The sequence below is a fragment of the Kribbella sp. NPDC050459 genome, assembly GCF_040655315.1.
Classification (GTDB): domain Bacteria; phylum Actinomycetota; class Actinomycetes; order Propionibacteriales; family Kribbellaceae; genus Kribbella.
In genome coordinates this window covers 159,608-182,591 of sequence record NZ_JBFAJQ010000001.1, presented here as the reverse complement: position 1 = coordinate 182,591, position 22,984 = coordinate 159,608, and the positions used below count along the sequence as shown (strand labels likewise).

The 22,984-nt window shown below is 66.6% G+C and carries 13 protein-coding genes; 2 read left to right on the top strand and 11 right to left on the bottom strand.

Annotation, left to right across the window (positions count from 1 at the left end; genetic code table 11):
* Positions 1-9 precede the first annotated feature (9 nt).
* Genes AB0I12_RS00815 through AB0I12_RS00805 form a run of 3 tightly spaced genes read right to left on the bottom strand, consistent with a single transcriptional unit; the run spans position 10 to position 3,303 of the window.
* The gene (locus tag AB0I12_RS00815) at positions 10-2,295 is read right to left on the bottom strand and encodes a lanthionine synthetase LanC family protein (protein WP_359922611.1); all 2,286 of its coding nucleotides are present in this window, start codon (positions 2,293-2,295) and stop codon (positions 10-12) included.
* Positions 2,295-3,053, bottom strand: a complete 759-nt coding sequence (locus tag AB0I12_RS00810) for a hypothetical protein (protein WP_359922609.1) — start codon at positions 3,051-3,053, stop codon at positions 2,295-2,297. The genes AB0I12_RS00815 and AB0I12_RS00810 overlap by 1 nt, the downstream gene beginning before the upstream one ends.
* Complete coding sequence (locus AB0I12_RS00805) at positions 3,040-3,303, bottom strand: hypothetical protein (RefSeq protein ID WP_359922606.1); 264 nt, start codon at positions 3,301-3,303, stop codon at positions 3,040-3,042. The genes AB0I12_RS00810 and AB0I12_RS00805 overlap by 14 nt, the downstream gene beginning before the upstream one ends.
* A 169-nt stretch (positions 3,304-3,472) precedes the next feature.
* Here AB0I12_RS00805 and AB0I12_RS00800 point away from each other — a divergent pair, with 169 nt between their 5' ends.
* On the top strand, positions 3,473-3,910 hold the full coding sequence (locus AB0I12_RS00800; protein ID WP_359922603.1) for a DUF6401 family natural product biosynthesis protein: 438 nt from the start codon (positions 3,473-3,475) through the stop codon (positions 3,908-3,910).
* On the opposite strand, the gene AB0I12_RS00795 is transcribed toward AB0I12_RS00800, so the two are convergent.
* The 8 genes from AB0I12_RS00795 to AB0I12_RS00760 all read right to left on the bottom strand — a co-directional run bounded on the left by AB0I12_RS00795 (position 3,904) and on the right by AB0I12_RS00760 (position 18,884).
* Complete coding sequence (locus AB0I12_RS00795; RefSeq protein WP_359922600.1) at positions 3,904-4,764, bottom strand: hypothetical protein; 861 nt, start codon at positions 4,762-4,764, stop codon at positions 3,904-3,906. The genes AB0I12_RS00800 and AB0I12_RS00795 overlap by 7 nt on opposite strands.
* A gap of 224 nt (positions 4,765-4,988) precedes the next feature.
* Entirely contained in the window at positions 4,989-6,962 is a 1,974-nt protein-coding gene (locus AB0I12_RS00790; RefSeq protein WP_359922598.1) for a hypothetical protein, read from the bottom strand.
* 656 nt (positions 6,963-7,618) lie between these two features.
* Entirely contained in the window at positions 7,619-12,409 is a 4,791-nt protein-coding gene (locus tag AB0I12_RS00785) for an Ig-like domain-containing protein (RefSeq protein ID WP_359922596.1), read from the bottom strand.
* Positions 12,406-14,490 carry a DUF5054 domain-containing protein gene (locus AB0I12_RS00780; RefSeq protein ID WP_359922595.1) on the bottom strand — a complete coding sequence of 695 codons (2,085 nt, stop codon included), beginning with the start codon at positions 14,488-14,490 and terminating at the stop codon, positions 12,406-12,408. The genes AB0I12_RS00785 and AB0I12_RS00780 overlap by 4 nt, the downstream gene beginning before the upstream one ends.
* Positions 14,491-14,581: 91 nt before the next feature.
* Positions 14,582-15,523, bottom strand: coding sequence for a carbohydrate ABC transporter permease (locus AB0I12_RS00775; protein WP_359922592.1), 942 nt, complete (start codon positions 15,521-15,523; stop codon positions 14,582-14,584).
* Positions 15,520-16,419 (bottom strand): sugar ABC transporter permease, encoded by a 900-nt coding sequence (locus tag AB0I12_RS00770; RefSeq protein ID WP_359922589.1) that lies wholly within the window; start codon positions 16,417-16,419, stop codon positions 15,520-15,522. The genes AB0I12_RS00775 and AB0I12_RS00770 overlap by 4 nt, the downstream gene beginning before the upstream one ends.
* 71 nt (positions 16,420-16,490) lie before the next feature.
* Positions 16,491-17,792: an extracellular solute-binding protein gene (locus AB0I12_RS00765; protein WP_359922588.1), complete on the bottom strand. Its 1,302-nt coding sequence runs from the start codon at positions 17,790-17,792 to the stop codon at positions 16,491-16,493.
* Positions 17,793-17,852: 60 nt separating this feature from the next.
* Entirely contained in the window at positions 17,853-18,884 is a 1,032-nt protein-coding gene (locus tag AB0I12_RS00760) for an enolase C-terminal domain-like protein (RefSeq protein ID WP_359922585.1), read from the bottom strand.
* Between the two features lie 251 nt (positions 18,885-19,135).
* Between AB0I12_RS00760 and AB0I12_RS00755 the strand changes: the two genes are divergently transcribed.
* Positions 19,136-22,981 (top strand): discoidin domain-containing protein, encoded by a 3,846-nt coding sequence (locus AB0I12_RS00755; RefSeq protein ID WP_359922582.1) that lies wholly within the window; start codon positions 19,136-19,138, stop codon positions 22,979-22,981.
* Positions 22,982-22,984 lie beyond the last annotated feature (3 nt).

The window sequence follows — 22,984 nt, the reverse complement described above, 5'->3', positions numbered from 1 at the left end:
CGCCCATCGTCAGGGGTCGACCAGTGGCATCCGGGCGTCGGCCGGGTGGGCCAGATCCGCTGCCAGGGTGGCGACGCCGGGTTCGCCGGCGTAGAGGCTGTCGCGGACATCCGGGCGTACCCGGGAGATCACCTGCGCCGCACCTTCGGCGATCCGGCGGCTGGACTCCAGCCATCGCGCCTCGCCGCCGGCCCGGTACAGGGCGAGCAGCGCGTAGGCCTGACCGCCGAGACCGCAGCAGAGGTCGCCGGACATCAGGTCGGGGCCGTGTTCGACCGTCGTACCTGCCTGCTCGGCGAGACGGACCCATCGGTCGTCGCCGAACACCCGGTGCGCCGCGAGCCAGAGGTGCACGAGTCCGGCAGCGCCGTTGCACCAACTGGCGACGAGTGAGTGACCGGCACTCCGGCCGTCGCCCGTCAACGCCCACTGCCGACGGCGCCCCGCGCCGGCGAAGGCACCGGCCAAGGTGTCGAGGCGCTCCGCCACACTTTCGCGCGGCGAAGCTCCCGTCGCCTCCGCCCACCGGAGAAGCGCGAGCAGCCGGCCCGCGGCCCCGTGCGCAACGCCGTACGGGACCGCATCGCTATCTTCCTCAAGGCCGTCGGCAAGCCGGGCTCCGAGCCCGGCCAGCAGCCGGCGTTCTCCAGGCGCGGCGTCCTGGAGCACGGCGCAGCAGCCCAGCAGGAGCCCTGCACGTCCGTGCGTGACGTCCGCGCCCTCCGAGGGCTCGGATGCCGCGGCGACGAACGCAGCTGTCGCCGCCGCCCGCTCCTCCTCATCGGCACGCGCCCGCGCCACGGCGAGACGTACGGCGTGCACACCGGCAGCTCCGTGCAGCAAGGAAGCCTGGCCCCGGATGTTGGCGGCCGCCGCCTCGGTCGCCCACACGTCCGCCACGGCCAGCAACTCAGGATCGCCGCGTGACTCGGCGTACCGCAACATCGCCCAGGCCCGCCCCGCCAGGCCATGCATCACCGTGGGATCAACAGACGAAGGCAGATCGAATCGCGCATCCTTCGGCACCAAGCGGTCGAGGACAGCCGCCATCAGGCGATCCGAAGCAGTCGGTCGGGCCCTCATCCCGCCCGCTGGACGAGCACCGGCACGTGCTGCGACGGCCGCTCTGAAAGCGTCGAGCAGAGCGGCTGTGGACGCGTGACGATCTCCCGGACGCGGCTGCAGCGCACGGCCGATAACGCGCTCGACCCCCGCCAGGCCAGACAGCCGATCGTCGAAGGACCGCGGCCGATTCAGTATGCGGCCGAGCAACTCGCGAGGGTCAGCCGTGAAGCCGTAAGGATGGTCCCCCGCCAGGAGTACGAACACCAGAACGCCCAACGAGAACTGCTCGCCGGCGGCAGTCGGTGGGGGCAACGGCGCGCCTGTCAGCGCCGCAGCGGCGACCTCCGGCTCCGCATAGATATCGACTCCTGGACGGCGATCCGCGTGGTCATCCGCGCGGACGCCATCGAGCACGGAGCTCCCGAAGTCGAGCACGGTGACGCTGCCGCCGCCGTCGATGACGAGGTTGCGGGGGTGCACGTCACCATGTACGACGCCGTGGGCATGGAGTCGGCAATAGGCGTCCAGGACCGCCTCAGCGAGGCGGAGCAAGGCAGCCGGCGCTGTCTCGGCATCGGTTCCACGCAGGGCCGCTGCGGCGGTCGCTGCGTCGACGCCTTCGCACCACCGGGTAGCGATCCACGGGCGACCATCCAGGTCGCCGGACGCGATCAGTTCGGGTGCGACGTCTCCCCCGAGCCGGTCGAGGACGCGGGCCTCATGCGCAAGGGCCGCGAGGGCGCTGGCGTCGGCCGCCCGACGGGCCAGCTTGACCGCGACTGGGGTGCCATCGGCCGCCCGGCCGCGGTGTACCTCGACATCGACGAGGACTTGGACCGGCTCGAGCACCTCGGCCTGGCCGAGCCGGTCCCCGGGGGCCAGCTCGGCGACGATCGGCGCGGCGAGCGGGCTGCCCGCCGGAGCCAGTACGCCCTCGTCGGCGAAGCGCCGAACCATCTGCGCGGCGTCATCGAGGATCGCGCGCGGGTCGAGGCCCTCCTCCACGCTGAGCTCGAGCACCGCGTCGACGATCGTCTTGGGTTGCCGGAACCGCTCCAACAAAGCTGCGGTCCGTGCGTCGACGACGGTCGATGGAAGCCGTGACCTGGGCCGCGTCACGGAGTAGTCGTCCGCCCCGGCCTCGATCTTCTCTCGGTAAGCCGCCACCAACCCGGACAAGGGCCTGATGAGGGCGTCTGCAGGAAGCACGTAAAGGTCGAGATAGCCCATCAGACCATCACCGGCGTCCAGCGCACTGTGTCGACACCATCGAGCCCGAGGCGGTCGAGGGCGAAACGTCCGGGACCAGGAACCCCCGCATCGGCGGCGGCATGCAGATGCTGGGCCAATCGACCAGCCAGCCACTGTCGCCAACTTGCGCCCGACGGACGGTCGACCGCCCACGACAGCATGCCGTCCGGCGTCAGCGCGGCGGTGAATGGAACGCCGTCTGCCGGACACCCTGCAAGCCGCCCGCGGAGGAGGGTACCGAGGTTCGGGAGATCCTCGAACGCCGAGACGTAGACGACGAGTCGGTCCGGGCGGCAGATGCCGGCCGCACCGGCGGCGACCTTGAAGGCGGCGATGCTCGGCGCCCGGGCCAGCGCCGCAATCGTGGCGACCGCTTCGGGCAGCGCTTCCGGAGCGACACTGACGTAGAGCTTGCCCTCGATCCGGCTCGATGCGCCTACCACCGCCCAACGTCGCCAATGCGGCGTGCCGGGGAGCTCGTGCCAATCCCGCCGGAGGGCTGGTCCGCACGAGGACTCGACAAAGGCTGACATGGCGGCAGCGTCTGGGAACTGACGACGGAGGCGGTCCGTCAGCGGCCGACGGCCAAAGTCATAGATCCGCCCCGCAAGCCTAGGTTCCGGGAGCGCCATGACCCGCTCGCCGTAGCGCAACGCGGAGCGAGACAGTTCAGCGATCCGGCCACCGTCAGCAGGGTCGGGGTCGTCGACAGTCAGTGATGGTTCAACCTCGGTCAACGCCGGGAGCCAGATTCCCGCGCTCGGCCTCGTCGAGCTGGCCGAGCCGTTCCTCGAGTTGGGCTCGCATCGCCGGGATCTGTTGAGCGTCGAACGAGAATGCCCCTTGCACAATCAACGCGGTCGTGAAGAAGTCGAGGCAGCTGCCGACGAGGTTGCTGGCCCAGTCGAGGCACTGGCCCTTGATGATTGGTTCCTCGGCGCTGACGACCGACTCCTCGCCCCCGTCCCACGGAATCTCGATGCGCAACCGCTTTGCCTGAAACGACATGGCCCCCTCCGCTTCTCCAGTCGTAACACAGGTGCTCACTCGAGCGTACGCCGGCGAAACTTACGTGGACAGATGCAAAGGCCGCCCGATAATCGGCGACCTGCGGTGCGCAAAGGTGTCACTGGAGCAAACTCAATGCGTGTAGCCAGTGCAGAACTGGGTGCGCAATCCGTCGTCAGCGGGCGATCACGCCGTGTCGTTCATCCCACCCGTGGGATCACCGCGACGAGGGTCGGTCCTACTCTTGTTCGCCATGATGTGGCTGGGCAGATGGTTGGAAGCTTCCGCGCGGCGCGACCTGGGTGTGCTGTCCAGGCTCGTCCTCAGCAGGATGGTTGTCACGCCGGCCGTTCAGGCCGCGATCGACCAGCACGCTGCGGCGGTCCGCGACATCCTCACCCTCAGCCCGGGCCGGATCGGACCGGTTGAGCTGGCCGGGTATGCCCAGGGTGTCGAGGACGGCGCTTTTGGCCGGGGTTGGCGGCCCGGCGCCGACCTCAGCACCGACTGGGTCGGCCTGCGACTTGCGGCGGCGTGTTCCCTCGTCACCGCAAGTGCAGGAGATGTGACCGCGACGGTTCAATAAGTTCCGTCGTCCCGGGCAGATCCAGTCGAGGAACCGGGCTCCTTGGGCCTGTGCCCCGAACGCAGGCTGTCCGCCGTGCCCTCCGCGCCGTACGCTCCGTACGGCGCGGCCGACTCGCGACCGCTCGCCGGCGTCGCCCAAGCGTCGCGTTCAGCGTCTTCGCGCCCGCGCTGGTAGGCCTCGTCACGGGCGCGCGCCTGGGGCAGGTCACGCTCGGCGCGACCCAGCCAGCGCTCCCAGCGCTGCTGCATCGGCCGAATCAGCCCGCCGCCCATGCCGACCACGATCACGCCGCCGACAGTCGCGAGGACCGCGATCAGGACCGGAGTGGTGACCGTGGTGGCGATGCCCATCTGATTCAAGGCAGCGATGATGCCCAGCGCGATGACGAAGACCTGAACGATCCGCGCCACGAGTTGGCCCCAACTCAGCCCGCTGAGCGCACTGCCGACCAGGTCACGCAGTGCGTTGGCGATCGCTGCCGCGACGACGACGATCACGATCGCGACGACTGCCTTCGGCAGCCAGCCGACGATGGCCGCCAGCAGATCGCTGACGGGGTTGGGTCCGAACACGCCGAACGCGAACTGTAACGCGATCAACAACACCGCGTAGTACACCAACGCCGCGATCAGCCCGCTCGCGTCGTACTTCGACCGCTCCAGCGCGCGTCCGACCCCGCCGCGTTCGACTGCTCGGTCGAAGCCCACGCGACTCAGTACGACGTCGACGAGCTTGCGCAGCGCTTTGGCGATCAGCCACCCGACCAGGAGGATGACCAAGAAGATCGCGAACTTGGGCAGGAACGTGATGATCGCGCCGACCGCGTCGTTCCATGACTGGGTGAGATTCATGGGTTTGCGTCCCTTCGACCAGCCCGGCCGATCTCCCCAGCCGATCTCGGGCAATCTCAATCTGTGCGCATTCCGGTACCCCCGCGAGCCTGAAACAATCGCTCCGAATGCTCACGCAGATCACGGCTATTTCAGCGCAGCTGACGTCTTCCCCAAGAGGCGCCTGGCGACGAGCCCTGGCCGCGATCTGCTCGGCCGGCGCTGCCCAGCTTGCGGATCACGGCCTACCCGCGCGGAGTTGACTGGTGCGTTGATCGGTCGCGCGTCTGGTCGACGAGTTGGGCCACCAGGAGCGGCAGGACGAAGCCGATCATGATCGCGGGCAGTAACACGCCGAAGTCGTTGAGCAGCATCGCGACCAGTCCGCACAGCGCGAGCGCGAGCAGCACGGGGTGGTTCAGCGGCGAGGCGTTCACCCATTGCCGGTACGCCACCGATGGCACGCGTTGTGGCCATAGCGCCGCGGCGAACGCGGCGAGTACGGTGACCAGCAGTACCCACCCGCCGGGGTTGTCGAGGTACCCCAGCGACAGCTCCAGCTTGCGGATCAGCACGTCGGTCACGTCACCGTCGAGCAAGCGGGCCACGAAGGTGCCGAAGTGCGTCCGGTTCTGCGGCGCCCGCTGGTAGTCCGCGATCGCGAGAACCGCGACCGCAGCGAACCCGGTCAGCCCGAGACCGAGGACGGTTCGGAGCGTGACCCGGCTGCGCCAGGTGTACCAGGCCAGCAGCAGCACGGCCGGTGTCAGCGCGATCACGCCGCCGAAGTCCGTACCCCAACCGGGCATGCCGTCCACGATGATCGCGACGCCCCCGATGAGCAGGACCGCCAGGGCGGCGTACGAGCGCGAGCGCGGCACAAGCCGATTCCCTGCTGCACCGGCCAGCACAAGCGTGGCGACTGCCAGCGTGGGAAAGGTGGAGTTGCCGAACCCGTAGAACCGGCCCCCCACGACCGGCCCCTGCGTGAACATGCTGCCTAGCTGCATCGGTGTGCCCAGGACCCCGTCTACGAGAAGGACCAGGTACGCCACGGCTGCCACGCCCACCGCCGCGTTCCTGCGCAGGATCGCGTACGCCGCTATGCCGATCAGCGCGCTGATCCCGAGCGTCACGACGTACAGCGAAACGCCGGGTCGCGGCCAGCGCCACCATTCGGTCGCCGTGCTGAGGAACACCGCAGAGAAGAACCCGCCCATCGCGAGCAACGTCACCACCGCAGTACGCCGGGAGGCCCGCGAGTGCCGCAGCAGGTACCAGCCGAGCGCGAGCAGCTGAACGGCCACCAGGGTGAGCACGACCGGCAGCACCACATGCCTCGGCTGCTCGAACCGCTCCTTGGCATCCAGGCGGTTCTCGATCACTGCTGCGGCGTCGGTGTGCAGCGGGCCGGTCGAGTGGATCTCCGCGCCGTCGATCGGGGCGCCCGGCGCGCTGTCGGACAGCAGCGTCGCGGTCAGGTCGGTGAGCTGGATCAGGCCGGGCCGCCGGGTCGAGTTGCTGGTCAGCCAGCGCGGCCCGTTGTCCGGTGACAGCTGCATCGCCACCAGCGCCTCGCGCCGCGCGCCCGGTGCCTCCTCGGCGACGCCGGCCAGCACCACCCACCTGCCCTGGTCGCGCGCCTGGGTGACCAGCTCTGCGACCATTTTGACCGCGTCCGCCCTGCCTGCACCGGTCGGCAACGCGCCGGCATCAACAACCGCATCGTTGCACTTGGCAAGCACCGCTGGGTCGAAGTGTGGCCACCACTTCGACACGCTGCCGTCCTTGCCGGCCGTCGCGACCGCACCACCTGGGCCGAACCCGCAGAGCTCCTTGCCCAAGGCACCTAAGCGGCCAGGTTCGGCGTCGGTGTGGTACTTGTGCTGCTGGTCGAGGTAGAACTGCCAGTTTGCGACGGTGCCGTTCACGGCCGGCAGCGCCGGGCACTCTCCGACGGACTCGCTGACCCGGGCCCGGGTGCCGGCGCTGATCGTGAGCCAGCCGTCGATCGGGCAGGTCCGCGGGCCGGCGGTCCTGACCGAGATCGAACCGGCGTTCGCCTGGCCGACCAGCGCTGTCAGCTCGGGCGACGCCGCGACATCAGACCAGCGCAACCCTGGCACACCGATCACCACGACATCGGCGAGCAGGCTGTCCGGTTGTGCGTCCGCCGGGGCCGTGGAGGCCGAGGTCATCGCGAATCCAACCAGCAGCATGCGAACAAGCCACGCCGCAAGGGACCTCGGACGCACGCAACAGATCCGGAGAACGCCAGGCCGTCGGCGACTGTCTCGACTCAGCGCTTCTGGGGCGGCATCAGGCCGACGACGTCGCGGCGCAGGTTGGTGATGGCCGCGATGTCGCGCCGTCGCCCGAACGGCTGTGTTCGGCTGGGTCCTCTGCGCCCTGGTTGGGGTGCAGTCGATTCGTGTCGAGGTGGATGACCAGATCGATGAGTAGCCGGGTGCCGAACCCGGAGCATCCTTCGGGGTGCCAGGTGTCTTCGGTCGCGAGGGTGAGCGCCTCGGCCAGGACCAGGCGGCCGCGGCACCCCCAGGTATCGCCACGGTCAGCCCCTTTCAACGCCCAGATCCGGACCAGACTGGTCCGGTCCGCTCGGACAGGCATCACCCGGTTCGGGTGAGATGACGCGCAACCCGCAACCTCACCGAGAACGGCTGTCCGCGCCCGCGGATGGATACACGAGAGCTACGTCGCATAAGGCGGGCAACGGCCGGGCCGCCACCATCGGCGTCTCAGGCCGTCGACCTCCACTGGGTCGCCACCGCACCACGGTGGGCTCGACTGGGTCCGGCTGCATCTGACCATGCGGACCCACACCGTGCTGCACCGGCCCGCACTGGATGTGCGCTCAGCGGTCTTCGACGTTGACAACGGCTGTCGGCTTCGCGGTCGTTCCGGTGACCGTGCCGCGGACCGTGAACCAGCCCGGCGCGGCCACCATGTCCGCCGTGACCGGGTCCCAAGTCACGTCGACCAGGCCGGTGGTGCCGTCACTGGAGACGGCGTCGACCTGCCCGGGCAGCGCTGGGAGCTCGCCGACCCCGGTGTCGACGGCGACCGGCCTGAAGTCGACGACGGACTTCGGCGGCGGCACCTCGTACACACCGAACTCGGCCAGTCCGCATTCCGCCCCGCTCGGATTGGCGTAGACGCTGCCGGGGTCGATGGTGAACTTCACCCAGCTGGTCCGCACCGGGGCGTCGAGCTTCACGACGTTGTCCGGCTGACCGTCCCACTGGATACCGGTCACCTTCTTGCTGCCACCTTCCCACTCCAGAACGCCTTCGACGATCTGGTTGACCTCGTGACCGCGGTCGACGAGATTGACCCGGTCGAGCTCGACCGGAGCCGGGAACTGCAGCTTGATCCACGGGCTGCTGTCGGACTGCTTGGCCGCCCACGACGTCGCCTTGTTCGCGTCCGTCGCCTTCGTCCCGAGGTAGCGGTCGTCCTGGTTGTTGCCGTCCGGTACGCCATTGCGGTCACGGACCGAGGACACCGTGACCGTCGCCGTACTCGCGATATTTTCCGCGAGGGCCGTGATCGTCGCGGTGTTCGACTCGACGGCGACCCCGTCCAGCGTCACGATCGCCTTCGCCGTGGCCTGGAACCCGGTGGGGATCGGTTCCTTCAGCACGATCGTGTTGCTGCCGGGTACCGCAGCCAGTCTGCTGTCGCTGAGAACGTACTCGACCTTCGCGTGCGACAGGTTCGCCTTCGCGCCGGTGTTGAGCGTTCCCTCGATCGTACCGACGGCCGGCTCGTTCACCTTGACCGAACTGTTGCTCAGCGCAAGCTTGGCCTGCTTCAGGAATGCGGGGAACGAGATCCGCCCGTCCGTGTCCACATCGGCGTACAGATGATCCTCGGCGCGATACCCGGCCAGCTCCGCGGAGACGGTGATCCGCGCCCTTCCCGCCGCGCCGGACGACAGACCCCCCTCGGCGCCGACCTCCACTACGGACGGGTTGTCGCTGGTGATCGTGATGGCGGCGGTTCTCAGGTCGAGCGGCGCTCCCAGGAAGGAGTAGCCCTGGACATCGATCGTCGCCGTCCGGTTGTCCGTCCCGGTCTTCGGCTGCAACTCGAGACTGCCGAGCGCGGTCAGGTCCCGCAACGAGAAGATCTGGGCTTCCAGTACGTCGACCGGGCTACCGCCCTGACCGCCGCCCGGAAAGGAGACTCTGACGTACCGGGCGTGCACGCTGGGCTTGGCCGAATCGACCGGGTAGTTGTAGTACAGCCCGTCCTGCTCCCACCCGTACAGCGTCGTATCGCTGCCCGGCACCGCCAGCGTGTTCCTGGCCGTCGGCAGCCCGGCGCCCGACACGGTGTTCGTCTCGTGACCGGCGGTCCAGTGCGTACCGTCCTGGCTGTACTCGATCTTCACCTTCTTCGGCACGTTGTAGTAGGTGACGTTGTCGGCGTTCGGCATGTGGTGGTTGAAGAACAGGTTGACCCGCGAGAGATCGTGCATCCTGCCCAGGTCGTAGGTGATGCTGGGATTCTCCGCACCCGCCGGCGCCGACCACTTCGCGAGGTTGCCGCCGGTCGCGTCGTTGATCGTCCCGTCGGAGAGCAGCCGGGCATTGCCGGTGTCGTTGGTCGCCTTCGGCGTGATCCCGCGCGCCACATCGGCGTCCGGGATCAGCGTGATGTAGTTCCGGGTCGAGGTGTAGGTCTTTCCGCCGACCGTGACGTCGGCCCAGTAGCTGTACATCGTGGAGGCCGAGACCTTCCGGGTGAACCGCATCCGGTTGCCCTCCACGACGAAGGGCGACTGGTCTGCCGGAATCTCCGTGACCACGACCTTCCCCGCGGCGTTGTCCCGTCGGCCGTCGACGGTCGCGTAGTGGAACTTGACGTTCGTGGCGTCGAGGATGTCGGTCTCGCCGCCCTTGCGGCTGAAGCCCTTGAACGCGACCGGTACGTCCTTGCCGGTCGAGAACTGGCCCCAGAACAGCGCGCCGTTCGTCAACAGGTTCACGCCGACCAGGGGTAGGGCGGCCGCAACCTTGTGAGCTCGTACCTTGACCGGGTACGTGTCGGTCATGACCTGTGCCGGGTTCACTCCGTCGTCGTACGTCGCCGTCACGGTGATCGTCGCGGCGCCGTCCGCGACGGCCGTGACCAGGCCCGTTGCCGCGCTCACCGTCGCGACACGCTGGTTGCTGCTCGTGTACTTGAGCTTCGCGGGCGCCAGGACGTTGGTGTAGTTGTTCATGTAGCTCTCGGCCCGCAACTGCAGGTGGTTGGCCGCGGTCTGGCTGCTGAAGAGCTTGACGCCCGTCATCTTGTACTTCCGGACCGGGCTGTCGGTCCGGATCTTGATGACGGTGTCGATCGGATCCGCCGTCACACCGGACGTGTCGATCGTGACGTAGTACTTGCCGTTCTCCGTCTCGGTGCTGAACGGCAGTGTCGTGCCCTTGTTCAGCCACTCCACCTGGTTGACCCGATGGTCGAAGGGACCGATGTGACTCATCGATGCTTGGCCGGCGAAGCCCGTCTTCGCCGTTCCCGCGATCTGGTTCTTGATCAGGTGCAGGTAGACGTACTGGTCCCGGGACATGGCGTAACCCCAGTCGGGTCCCTGGCCGTGGGCGATCGCCTTCTGCGGATCGGTGTACCAGCCGGGCTTCAACGCGTAGTCCATGGTGTACGGCGTGGTTCCGTACAGCGACTCGCGCAGATCGGGGCCGGACCCGTTGTCCATCCACCGCACGATCGACGCCCGCATGTCCGACAGCTGCTGCGAGGAGATCGGGACCATCGAGAAGATGTTCGTGTTGTCCAGGTTGCTGCTCAGGTTGTCCATGCCGCGGGTCACCGTGATGGACGAGTCGTAGTTCATCACGTAGCCGTGGCCGTACTGGTTGATCAGTTCCTTGGTCGCCTCGCCCCAGTCGTCCCGTTCATTGCCCTTGGCGTATTGCGTCCACACGTCGAGCGCCGTCGTGTAGGGGTCGTTCCACTCCTCGTGCGCGACCTTCCTGCCCTGCGGCAGGATCCCGGTTCGCCAGCCGCCCTCGTTGTACGGCTCGGCGTTCCAGAACGGGCGCTCGTGCAGGGTGATGTCCTGGTCGCCGGTCTGCGCGTTCGGGTTCGCGTCGATCAGTACCCGGTCGTTGTAGTTGCGCGCGGAGCTCCACGCCACGTCGATGTTCGAGTAGCTCTCCGGACCGCCGTCAGCGAAGACGTACCAGGGGTCGTAGCGTTCGACCAGGCCCTGGATGTCGCTCTCGAGGATCTCGGATCCCTCATACAACGACGACACGTAGACCCCGAACTTCAGCCCGTAGCGCTCGGCCGCCTCCTTGGCCTGTTGCACCCGGTCCTTGACCTGCCAGCTACCGTCCGGAGCCTGGAACAGGGCGCCGTACTTGTAGAGCTTGTTCGAGTTGGCCGGGGTCAGGTTCGCGTTCGGCGACGGCCAGTAGTAGACGGTGTTCTGCAGGCTCTCGGTCGAGAGCATGGTCATACCCATCTCTTTGGCCGTCTGGGCCCACTCGTCGTAGTTGAAGTTCGGGTCGTACAGGTTCGGCATCGTGCCGGTGGTGTGCGACAGCGCCGACATCTTCCCGTCGATGAACCAGTCGACCGGGTTCTGCTTCACTGTGATCGTGTATGGCTTCGTCGCGGTGGCCCCGGCGGCGTCGGTGACCTTCAGGGTGAACGCGTAGTCCTTCTGCTGTACGCCGTGGGCGCCGTCCGCGACCTTGCCGTCGAGATGACCGTCCGCGGCGAGTGTCAGGCCGGGCGGCAGCTGGCCGGCGGCGATCGTCCAGGAGTATCCGGGGCTTCCGCCGGCCGCCTGGAACGTGAACGGCGCCGCCTGCGGGGCGATGCTCGACGTGTTCCGGTTGCCGTCGATCGTCGCCACCATGCCGACGTACGGGTTCTCGTCGTACGCGTACGGCAGGGTGTTCGACGGGTAGTCGTTCGCCGGGACCTTCGCGTTGCGCGCGGCGAAGGCCTGCCGGTCGATGTCCAGCCCCTTCGTGACGATCCCGAGCTGGTGGTCCGTCACGTTCGGTCCGCTGACCGAGTACGTGAGTCCGGGGACGGTGTTGCCGACGCCGTCGCTGATCCTCGTGTAGAAGCCGAGGAAGTTCTTGTTCTTGCCGGGGTTCTTGTGCTGGATCTCGATGAGCAGCTTGTTCCAGCCCTGGTTCAGCTGGATCGGGTACTTCATGCCCGCCTTGCTGACCCGGCCGGCGACGCTGTCCTGACGCCCGGCCTCGACCTCGTTGGCGAACAGCCGGTAACGCCCCGATCCGCCGACCTGCCACTCCACGGTCTGCGCGACCGGGCTGTACACGTAGCTCGCCGCCGCCACCCACTTGTCGACGGTCGACTCCCCCCGCTTGACGTCGAAGTACCCCATCAAGTCGTTGTAGTCGTCGTAGTTTCGGTTGAAGATCCGGTCGTCGAAGTACTGCCAGCCCGACGTGTCCTTGCCGATCGCCTCAGCGTCGGCGTACGGCCCGGACACCACCCATTGATTCAGGTACGGCGCGGTACCGCCGGTCTGCGCCGCCTCCGCACGCGGCTGAGACAGCGCGCCGCTACCCGCGGCGAGACCGAGCGCGGTCACAGCCGCGAGCAAGCCGTAGCGCATTCTCCGTAAGCTCTTCACGGTGCCTCCGTCGTCGCATCAGTCGTGACCAGGAACCGGAACCTGGTGTCGTCGTCGAACCACATCGGGAAGTTGGTGCCCCACACGTTGTTGTGCAGATTGACGTAGATGCCGTCGTCCGGCTCGGCGACGCGGTTGTCGAACTGGAGCAGTGCGGGCCGTCCCACCGCGACCACAGGCGCGTCCAGTGGCTGGAGGAGGAATCGGCCGGCGCCGCGGTGCGAGACCTGGTCGACTCCGTGCATCGTTCGGTTGCCGCTTCGGACGACCGCCCGTGGGTCGACCTCGGTGCCGATCTTGGTCAGCCGCCAGTCACCGGGCCCGGTCAGCGGGCGGAAGCCCAGCCAACTGGCCTCCGGCAGCCTGGACGCATCGCGGTCGCACAGATCAAGGGTGATCTCGATCGGTGCGGACGAGGCCGGGAATCGATAGCTCAGCCGGATGTCGCGAGCGCCGCCCCACGTTTCGCATGCCTCCGCCGGAAGCTCCAGCCGTAGTGTCACAACCGAACCGTCTGACAGGTCGCGCCGTGTCGCCGCGACAACTTGCGGAGTGAAGGTGCGACCCGGCAGCCGCTCGGCAATTGCCAGCCCCGGCTTACTGAAGTCGGGGACGGCCCACTCGCCGTGTCGATCGAGGTGCCGGGTGTATTCGCTCAACCAGCGCTGCTCATCGCGCTCGTCGTACGTGTGGTAACGGTAGCCGGCCAGCGGGTTGTCCGGCCCGGCCCACGACGTACCTGTCCCGTCGACCAGTCCGATCAGGGCACCGTCCCCGCCGAATGTCACGCGATAGTTGCCGATGGCATGTTCCACGCCCGGGTCGATCGGCACCTCGGCGTCGGATCGGCCATGCTCCGCTCCTGGTGAGCTGCCCGCGATCGCCGCGGCAGCTTCGGCCAGCAGCGCTGCCGGCAGCGCTGCCAAGGCGCGCGATACATGAGCACGCTGCTCGGCCCAGGACTCCTCGAAGTCCCCATAGGTCGGCCGCGGCCTGTCCTTGCGTGGACACGAGTAGGCTCTTGTGCCGGCCGGATTCGCAGCCACGTCGACAACGTCGGCCGTCCGCGCACGCTGGAAGGCTGCCTTGTCATAATGGCCGTAGTCAGGCAGGTAGGTCTTCAGATCCTTGCCCCACGTGTGCTCGGGAATCAGCAGCAGGCCGTCGCTGAAGTCGTCACACTCCGGCCTGCCGGGCGCCAGTTCGCCAGACCCGACCCACCGGCTCCGGAGCCGCAGCAATGCCCGTAGCCGCGCCGTCTGGATCGGATCACTCGCGGCTCCATGGATCCATGAGTCACCGATTTCATCGGTCACCACCGGTAGTTCTGCCCGCGCTGCGAGGACGGCCTGGGCGAACTGGTCGAGGGTCGAGGCAACGATCCGGGCGCCCGGGTAATTCGCCTGCAGCCCCTGGAACAGCTCTTCGATCTCGGCCAGCGGCGGCGGACCGAGGTTGTCTCCGGTATGGGCAAGATGCAGCGCGTCGGTGCCGCCAGGAGCGACGGCGACGGCGAGTCCGCTCGTGCCGTAGTCCTGCGCGTAGTTGACCACGACCTCGCTGCCGTCCGGTGCCCGCCAGACGAAGAACTCGGGTACTTCGGGAACGGCGGAGGCAGCGTTGACGCCGATGTGCAAAAACTGCAGACCGGCCCGTTCCAGGTACGGAACAAGCCCGATGGTGTGCCCCGGAACGTCGGTGAGCTTCGCGGCGATCGTGTGACGGCCGAACCGGTCGTCCAGCCGACGCCCGATCCCGATGGCGTGCTCCAGCAAGCCGGCGTCCATCAGTTCGGTGTGTGTGGTGAGCGGCAGCCCGTGCCAGGCGACATCGCCCAGCTCGATCGCTGCATCCAGGGCCTGCCGCTCCTGTGGGCTGCCGAGTCGCAGCGCCTCGTGAACAAGCCAGGACCCGGTGGTCCAGACGAAGCGCGCAGGACCGTTGCGGCGCCGGAGCTCGGCCGCCAGCTGAATCGCCCGCGGCAAGTAGCTGTGCACGTAGCGCTCGGTGACAGCCGCGGCGGTGTCGGTGAACCCGAGATCGAGGTGGGTCTTGAAGACGACATGAACTGTCGTGGTCATGCGCTGCTCCTGAAGGATCCGTGAGCGGGGTCACCCGTTGGCGATGGAGGCCACGGCACGACGGATACCTCGCGCCGTGGTGCGGACACCGTTATCCTTTTGCTGCGCCACTGAGCAGTCCCTTCACAAAGTATTTCTGCAGGAAGACGAACAGGATGAGAATCGGAATCGTGGCGAGCACCATGTAGGCAAACACCGCGCCGTAGTTCGAGACGTGTTCGCTGATTTGGCGGTACATGCCGACCGTGATGGTGCTTCCGTTGGCCGGGCCAAGAATGATCAACGGAGTGATGAAGTCGTTCCACAGACCGACTGCAACGAAGATGATGACGCTCGCGCCCGCCGGCCGCAACAGCGGGAACACGATCGACCAGAACGTACGGATCGGTCCGGCCCCATCCATCGCCGCGGCCTCTTCGAGCTCTTTCGGGATGGTTCGCATGAAGCCGGTGAACACCAGCACACCGAACGGCAGGCTACCGGCCACGTACAGCACGATCAGTCCGAACACCGAGCCGATCAACCCAAAATCTCGCATCATGCGAAGCAACGGGAGCAACGTCGTGGCGGGCGGAATCATGAGGCCGAGTGGAATGATGACCCACAGCATCTTGGCGAACCATCCGGTTGACCGCACCATGTAATGCGCCATCATCGCAGCGATCATGGTCGACAGCAGGGTGCCGACGACGGTGATTTGAACACTGTTGATCAGGCCGGTCCAGAACAATCTGTCGGGGCGGGCGAGGACATCGACGAAGTTTTGCCAGGTCAATGGCATGGTTGGTAAGCCCGGGTACCGGTAGATGTTCTCCTGCGTCTTGAACGCATTCAGGACCACGAGGTAGATCGGGTAGATGAAGAGACCGGTCAAGATCAGCGCGATCAGCGTGCGCGCCGGCCCCGCGCGACCGGCGTCGATCTGGTTGTTGATCCGGCTGTTGGTCTGCCGACGCCCGCGGAGGGTGCGGCCGGTCCTGACGGCGCCCTTGCCACCGCCCGTCCGGCTACTGATGCCGGCGTCCGCGGTCACAGGTCCACCTCCCTGCTGCGCATGATCCGAATGGAGAGCAACGAGATCGCAGCGATGATGAAGAACATGACAGCGGCCTTCGCGGCACCGTAGCCCACCGCACCGGCGTCGATACCGGTTCGTACGACGTCGAACGCGAGCGTCGAGGTCGTGCCGACGCCCGGCCCGCCGTTCGTCATGACTTTGACCTGGTCGTAAATCTTGAATCCGCCGATCATCGACAAGACGGTCATGATCGTGACGGATGGGGCAAGCAGTGGCCAGGTGATGGTGCGGAAGCGCCTGAGGGGCCCGGCACCGTCGATCGATGCGGCCTCGAGTAGTTCCTTCGGAATGCTCTGCAGCCCGGCAAGGTACAGGACGACGCAGGTACCGACCGCCTGCCATGCGGCGATCCACCCAACGCTGTAGAGCGCAAGCGACGGATCAGAGAGCCATCCCGGCGGGTTGGTGACCCCGAACGAGCGCAGCGACGCGTTGACCAACCCGTCGTCTTTCAGCATCTGTTGCCAGATCACCGCGACGACCACCGACGACAAGATGACCGGAATGAAGAACACCGCACGCAGCACGTTGAACACCCAGCCGACGCGGTCGAGCAGAACGGCGATCCCAAGGCCGAGCGCGTTCGGCACAACGATGCAGATGAGGGCAAGGATCACCGTGTTCCGGAGCGTCTGCAAGTAGGCCGGATCGGTGAACAGCCGACCATAGTTGTCGAACCACACGAACGATGTGGTGGTTCGGTACGCATCCTCGTTGGTGAAACTCGACCAGAGCGCGACCAGCAGTGGCCAGAGGACGAACACCGTGTAGAGCACGGCGCCGGGGAGCGCAAACAAGAGGAAATGAAGGGGATTGCGCGGCGGGAACCGGCGCTTTTTCTGCGTGTGCATGCGTGACCTTTTCACGACGAAGGGACGGTCCGTGTCGGCGCCATCCCCTCGGACGGGTTGAGGTGGTACGGCTACTTTTGCGCCGCAGCGTATTGCTGGTCGAGGTACTGTGCGAACTGTTCAGGAGTCTTCTTGCCTGTCAGCAGATCGACATTCGCCGCAGTCATCAGGTCAGAGAATCCCGGCGGCAATGCGCCGTCACCGGTGATATTGGCCCAGGCGGGAACCGTCGCATTGGCTGCAACAGCGGCGTCGTAGGCACTCACCGTTTCCTTGTAGACCGCGCCGACGTTGCCTGGGAACTTGTAGTCCTTGACAGTCACGATATTCCCATCGGTGATGACTCCCAGGTCCAGGTTTTGCTTGTCGGTAGCGAATGCCAACGACCATTTCTTGGCGAGCTCCACGTTCTTCGACTTCGCATTCACGTTCATTCCCGAGCCGCTGACGGTCGGGAAGGCCGCCTTGCCTGCATCGCTCGGCCAGCCGAAGACACCGATGTCGGTCCGCTTTGCCTTGTCAGCGGCGGCGGAAAACCACGAGCCCATCGGGTACATCGCCGCCTTGCCCCCGAGGAACGCCTGTTCGAGGTCAGCGTAGGAGCGCGTCATCGCGTCTTTGTCGCCATACCCGTTCTGGGTCAGGCCCTGCACCTTCTTCGCCGCGGCGACGAACGCGGGGTCGGTGAACTTCACCTCGCCCTTCGTTCGTTTGAGGAACCAGTCCGGGTCAACGGTGAGGACGTCAGCGGCAACCGCAGACGCCAGCGCGAAGACGGTCGCCCAAGTGTCTTTGCCGCCGCCACCGATTTCGAACGGGGCGATGCCGGCCGCCTTCAACTTCGCGCAGTCAGCGAGCAGCTCCGAGTAGGTTTTCGGCGCGTCGCTGATGCCCGCCTTCGCGAAGAGTTCCTTGTTGTAGTACACGACCGGAATCGCCTGCGCACCACCTGCGATGCCGTAGAACTTGCCGTTGATCGTGCCCGACGTGAAGTCGGTGATTCCGGCCTTTTCCATCTCGTCGCGGGTGTACTCGGCGAGCATGCCCTTCTGCGCAAGGCCGTTCGCGATCCCTGTTGCGAAGATGTCAGGCGCCTGACCTGACGCAAACAGCTGCTGCGCGTAGGCCGGGGTGTTCTCGCCGACGACCTTCTTGATCGTGACGCCCGGCACCTTCTCGGAGGCACGAGCGATCGCGTCGTCCCAGTATTTCGGCGTGAGGTTCGGCGTTTCGGAAACGAGGAAGGTCAGTGTGACCTTGTCGCCGGAACCGGAGGGCTCCGCACCGCTGGCCGTGCACCCCGCGAGGGCCAGAGCCCACGCGGCAACAGTGGCCACCAGCACGGACTGCTTGGTACGCAGTCGTGTACGCATCTTGTCTCCTTCGTAGGGTTCGGCGCGCGGATGCTGAGGCAGCGGCGTCGCCGGGGTTCGTCACTCGTACCCGATGCCGGGTGTGGTGGGCGCACGGACGAGGCCGTCCGGGCCGACGGCCGGTTCCCGAGCGACCGGGTTGGAATAGACGAGGGACTCGTAGTACGAGGTGTTGGGGATCGCCATGCACAGGTGGGCGTTGACGATGTCGGAGCCGTGTACCTCGGCGCGGAGCTGGAAGCTGTCGGCGAGGTGCGCGATCCGCATCGCTCCGGTGATGCCGCCCTTGTACTGGGCACTGGTGCGCACGTAGCCGGCTGTCCCTGCGGTGATGAAGTCCGCGACGTTCATGTGCGCGCCGTCGGAGGTCTCGGCGACCAGCAGCGGTACGTCGACACGCTCGGCGAGCCGGCGGTACGCCGTCACGCCGAACTCGCGCATCGGCTCCTCGTACCAGGTGTAGCCGACCTCCGACAGCGCCCGCCCGACGTACACGGCGTCGGTGAGATCGAAGCCCGCGGAACCGTCGAACATCAGCGGTACGTCGTCGCCCACGTGCGCCCGCAGCTTCTGGCACAACTCCGCGTCCGCACGCGCATCGCCCCAGGCGTGCAGCTTGATCGCCTTGTAGCCCGCCTCCAGGCACTGGTCGGCGACGTCGAGGTACTCCTCCACCGACGAGAACGTCACCGTGCTCGCGTAGGCGGGGATCGCGTCCCGGAACGTCCCCAGCAGCTGATGAACCGGCAAACCCGCGGCCTTCCCCGCCAGGTCCCACAACGCCACGTCGACCAGGCCGAGAGCGTAGATCGGCAGCTCCTCGATCCGGTCCAGCTCCCACAACCGATGCCACAACAGCTCTCGCCACAGCGGATCGGCACCGATCAGGTCGGGCCGGATGCGACGGTCCACCAGGTCGGCCACGATGCGTCCGCGACGCGTCCTGGCCTCACCGGTCAGCCCCTCGTCGGTGTGGATACGCAGGATGCCGCCCACCGCCGGCCCCTCGGAGCCGGGCAGCCCGGCACGCCACCGAAAGGGCGGCTGCGCCGGCAGTTCCACCAGGTCCAAGGTCACATCAGTGATTCGCATGTCGTCCTTCAGATCGGGAGAGCGGTGCCCGCTGGAGCAAAATAGTTCAGATCTATTTGGCTGCAGTTCGGTCATTAGAGCAGATCCATACTGTTGACGCAAGAGAGGAGCCTCGCCATACTCGTCGCACCTGGACGCCTTCAGGCGTCGGGTCGACAGCCAACTCGGTAGCAAGACCCACCCTTCACCGGACGCCGAAGAATCAGATTCATAACGTCAACTGAGACTCGCCCAACACAAGGAGCTCGACAGTGAGGCGCAGAAGATCCACGGCACTACTGGCCGTCGCGGCGGTCCTCGCCACCGCATTCCTCCTCGGACCGCCAGGGACGACGGCGTCCGCGCAGCAGGTCCCGGGAGGTGCCCCGTTCATCAACTCCTGGCTGGTGTCGGGACCGTTCGGCTCCCCCGTGGCCGACAAGACCTACGAATGTGAGGTCGGAGAGGTCGCGAACCAGGCCCCGCGGGCCTCCGGCATCACGGCGTCGTCATCGACCCTCGCGACGAATCCCGTGGCCAACCTGGTGGACGGGAGCACCAGCAAGCAGTGGGTCACGGAGAACGACTCGAGTCCGTGGGTGAACTTCAGCTGGAACATCCCGATCTCGTTGAACGAGGTACGTATCGCCCAGTGGGGCGACGGGCGCCATGTCAACAACTGGTACCACCTGACCTTCACGCTCGCCGACGGCAGCTCCGTCGAATCGGGCCAGGTGAACAGCACATCCTCCAGTCCGTCCGCGCCGACGGTGTACTCGGCGGATCCTGGGCTGTCGAACGTCGTCGGGATGAAGATCGAGATCGACAAGGGACGTACGCCGTACCCGTCGATCACCGGTCTGTCGGAGGTCGAGGTGTACGACCGCCCGGGGCCCGTCGACGGGAAGAACCCGATCACGCCCGATCTGGGCGCCCCGTTCGGGTTCGGCGGTGAGAACCACGCGTGGGAGTACTTCGACGACCGCATCTACAACCGCAACTACGACGACTACCAGGACCTGTACGGGTACTACTCGGTCAAGAAGGGCGTCGACACGCGGAACAAGTACGTCTACGCGAGCACCTACGTCTACAGCCCGGAGGCGAAGGACGCCTTCTTCGACGTCGGCGCCAGCGGCTCGTACCGCATCTACGTGAACGACCGCTGCCTGACGGCGCCGAGCACACCGGTCGAGGTGCAGAAGGACCTGACGAAACAGGCCGTGCACCTGAAGCAGGGCTGGAACAAGCTGATGATCCAGATCAAGCACACCTACACCGAGGACCTGAACGCGAACGGCGTACCGATCGCGAAGGACCAGAACGTCGCCTACCTGGGGTTCTACGGCAGGGTCGCGGATCAGAGCGGCAACGCCGTGAGCGGGCTGGCGAACTCGGTGGCCGGACCGTCCGCGTCGTTGAAGATCGTCTCGCAGGGACTGTCGACCGCAGACCCGGTCCGCACTCCGCTGCCCCGGAACACCATGCCCACCGGTTACAAGGAATGGCCGTACGTCTGGAACACGTCGACCGGATCGGCGAACCACGGCGTGGCCGCGTCGGCGTTCCAGTTCATGGCCGGCGGAGGTCAGCCCGGCTACACCTGGAAGATCGTCGACGGTCGCCTGCCGGACGGACTGGAACTCAACCCCGACGGCACGATCGCGGACGGGCTCACGAACGGGAAGCCCGACCTCAACAGCACGAAGGGCATCATCAGCGGAGCCGCCGCGACCGGCGACTACAACTTCACTGTCCAGGTCACCGACAGCGCGGGAAGCAGCGCGACGAAGACCTTCACGACAACCGTGAAGGAACGGCCGAACAAGTGGTTCGAGGAAGGCCGGGTCGGTGCACTGACCCACGCCACCCCGACGTACGACTACTTCGTCGATCCGAACTACTCGGTCGATCTCTGGGCGGCCCGGGCGAAGCGTCAGGGCCACTCGCTGGTGTCGATCGAGGCCCTGCAGCAGAACTACTTCTGGCCGTCCAAGTTCGCCGACCCGAAGCACATCCGGCAGCTCTACCTCCCCAAGGACAGCACCGGCCAGGTGGTCGACGGCCTGAAGCGGTACGAGCAGGCAGTGAAGCGGTACGGCATGAAGTTCGGGCTCTACTACGCCACCGAGGGCGGCGGGCTGCAGCACTACTCGACCGACGTGTTCGTGCAGAACGTCGAGGACCTGATCGGGCGCTACGACCCGGCGTACCTGTACTTCGACGGTCCGCAGGCGATGCCCAACGCGAACTACGACGTGATGTACAGCGCCGTCCGCGACCACAGCGACGAGATCGTCATCGACTCGAACGCGTGGGGTGAGGAGTACGGCGACCCGGACCTGAGGACCGGCGAGGCGTCCGGTATCTACTCCAACGCCGGCGCGAACCACCTGGTGAAACGGACGCCGATGGAGCCGTGGAAGATGATTCGCACCAAGAACCAGGTGTCGCCGTACTACGGCCAGCGCGACGACTTCCGCCAGGTCACCAAGGAAATGATCATGAACGCGGGCCGCGGGTACGTCGACAACAACGACCAGTCGGTGATCGACAGCCGCGGACCCAACTGGAACTCCCCCACCGAGATCGCCACCAGGTACCCGAAGGGCGTGCAGGAGTTCATCGACGTCCGCGAACACCTGGCCGACTGGTTCGCGCCAACCGGACTGCCCGAGCGGCACGAGGCGACCACCGGTACGACGCCGTACTTCCTGGCCGGCTACGGCTATCAGGACGACGGGCGCGGGAACTACGAGAAGTTCGCCTTCCCGAACAGCACCACCGGTCCGCAATGGGGCTACGCGACCGCCCGCGACAACAACATCTATCTGCATGTCCTCAAGGGACCGGACGGCAAGAAGGGCTTCGACGCCATCCCCGGACGCTCGCTCACCATCAGCCCGGTGAAGGATCGGGTCACATCGGTGACCTGGCTGAACCAGAACCGCCCCGTCACCTCGTTCAGCCAGACCGGCGACAGCCTGACGATCGACCTCGCCGACGTCGACGAGGATCCGATCGACACGATCATCAAGATCGTCACCGACAACACGGCACGCAAGTACACGCTGACCAACGTCGTAGCGTCCGGAGAGCAACTTGCGCCGGGCGTGCTACGGATCAGGTCCGAGGGATACATGACGTTCCCGGCCCTGAAGGCGAGCCTTTCGGGAATCCGCTACAGCAGCGCCGATCCGGGCGTCGCCGCGGTCACGTCGGCCGGAATCGTGACTCCTGTCTCCAACGGCTCGACGACGATCACGGTGACCGGCACCCATGAGGGTGTCACCAGGTCGGACACCTTGAAGGTCCGGGTCACGGGTGGCGTCATCTCCGTCGGCGACGACCTGCTCGGCGCGGTCCTGCGGATCGACGGAAAGGAGACGTACGGCGAGTTCGGCCTGAACGACGGGCTCCGCTACCAACTCGAGGGCCGCTCGGCGAAGGGCGGCCCGATCGGGCTCGGTGCCGCGCGGATCACCTGGCACGGCGGGATCGTGGACCTGGCCGGCGGCGACAGCTACACGCCGGTCGCGATCAAGGAGGTCAGCACCTTCACGTTCGCCAAGAACAAGATCGGCACACCGCAGGTCGACCGGCTCACCAGAGGAGTCGTCTGGGCGGACGTCACCGTGAACGGCAGGACCGTCACGAGCAACCGGGTGTTCCTGGACCTGCAGCCCTATCGCAACCTCGCGACGTCCGCAGAGGTCACCGCCGGCAACGCGCAGGAGGCGACTGCGAACCTGACCGACGGAAGGACGATCGACGCCACGCACTACGACAGCGCGAAATGGTCCGTCGCGGCCGGTACGCCGACCTGGATCCAGTTCAAGCTGCCGGCGAAGGCAGCGCTGTCGAACCTCCAGCTGACCTTCAACACGCTGGACCAGCGGTACCTGAACACTCCCAAGACGATCAAGGTCCAGACCAGCGTCGACGGAGTGAGCTGGACCGACGTCAGCACGATCAACGGGCCGACCGGGCAGGCGTACTTCGGTGTCTACAACCAGTACCCGTTGAACGCGCAGGGCCAGTACGTCAGGTTGACCTTCGACGGTGGATCGAACGGAGCGGCGATCGACCTGCTCGAGGTCGCGGTCAACGGCAGGTAGCTC

What these genes read in the sequence shown, in the direction of transcription:
- AB0I12_RS00815 (WP_359922611.1), bottom strand. Translation starts at nt 2,295, where the DNA reads ATGGGCTATCTCGACCTTTACGTGCTTCCTGCAGACGCCCTCATCAGG.
- AB0I12_RS00795 (WP_359922600.1), bottom strand. Translation starts at nt 4,764, where the DNA reads ATGAATCTCACCCAGTCATGGAACGACGCGGTCGGCGCGATCATCACG.
- AB0I12_RS00760 (WP_359922585.1), bottom strand. Translation starts at nt 18,884, where the DNA reads ATGCGAATCACTGATGTGACCTTGGACCTGGTGGAACTGCCGGCGCAG.
- AB0I12_RS00765 (WP_359922588.1), bottom strand. Translation starts at nt 17,792, where the DNA reads ATGCGTACACGACTGCGTACCAAGCAGTCCGTGCTGGTGGCCACTGTT.
- AB0I12_RS00790 (WP_359922598.1), bottom strand. Translation starts at nt 6,962, where the DNA reads ATGCTGCTGGTTGGATTCGCGATGACCTCGGCCTCCACGGCCCCGGCG.
- AB0I12_RS00770 (WP_359922589.1), bottom strand. Translation starts at nt 16,419, where the DNA reads ATGCACACGCAGAAAAAGCGCCGGTTCCCGCCGCGCAATCCCCTTCAT.
- AB0I12_RS00780 (WP_359922595.1), bottom strand. Translation starts at nt 14,490, where the DNA reads ATGACCACGACAGTTCATGTCGTCTTCAAGACCCACCTCGATCTCGGG.